Source organism: Flavonifractor sp. An52 (assembly GCF_002159385.1).
GTDB classification, from domain to species: Bacteria; Bacillota; Clostridia; order Oscillospirales; family Oscillospiraceae; genus Flavonifractor; species Flavonifractor avicola.
This window is the reverse complement of sequence record NZ_NFIB01000073.1, coordinates 1-697: the sequence shown is the minus strand read 5'-3', so window position 1 is coordinate 697 and position 697 is coordinate 1. Positions and strand designations below refer to the sequence as shown.

Annotated in this window: 1 protein-coding gene; it reads right to left on the bottom strand. The window is 46.3% G+C overall.

Annotated features, from left to right (window positions below; translation table 11 throughout):
* Positions 1-296: 296 nt before the first annotated feature.
* Positions 297-647, bottom strand: coding sequence for a helix-turn-helix domain-containing protein (locus B5G06_RS13755; RefSeq protein ID WP_087189609.1), 351 nt, complete (start codon positions 645-647; stop codon positions 297-299).
* Positions 648-697 lie beyond the last annotated feature (50 nt).

Genomic DNA, 697 nt, shown 5'->3' with positions numbered 1-697 from the left:
TCCTTTGTAAGAGCGATATTTCTTGACTCTAACACGGCAAACCAGTTCCAGTTCCTTCATGAGTCGCTGTACCGTCTTGTGGTTCAGATGTATCCCTTTATTGTGTAGTGCTGTGGTAATGCGCCGGTATCCATACCGCCCTTTGTTTTCGTGGTAGACAGAAGAAATTTCTTCTTTTGCTTCTGCATATTTATCTGCCCGTTGCGTCCGCTTCAGATGGTAGTAGAAGGTGGCTCGAGGCAGCTGAGCGATTTCAAGCAGAATGGATAAAGGATATTTCGGCCTTAGGTTTTGAACTACCTGCGTTTTCTGTGCCGGCGTCGCTCTTCTTCCAAAACCAAGGCTTGCAAATTTTTTAGGTAATCTACCTCTGCTCGCAGCCGCTGGTTCTCCGCAATGAGATCTTCCTCAACCTTCTTAGACAACTTTGCTGACTGCTCTGTACATTTCCGCCCTCGCCGTTCTACTGCCAAACCTTCCGGCCCTTCCTCGAGATAGATTCGCTCCCAGCGTTCAATGATCCCATGGTCATTGATTTTAAATCTTCGCATTGCTTCTCGAACGCTGAAGTGTTCCGCTCTCATCGTCTCTACTACCATTTGCTTGAATTCCGGTGTGTAGCGCTTGTTTGCTTTCCCTTTTGGCATAATAAAACACCCCACTTGTTATCCAGTATATCATACTGTCTAACAAATGG

Coding starts and splice junctions, on each gene's coding strand:
- B5G06_RS13755 (WP_087189609.1), bottom strand. CDS start 647: ATGCCAAAAGGGAAAGCAAACAAGCGCTACACACCGGAATTCAAGCAA.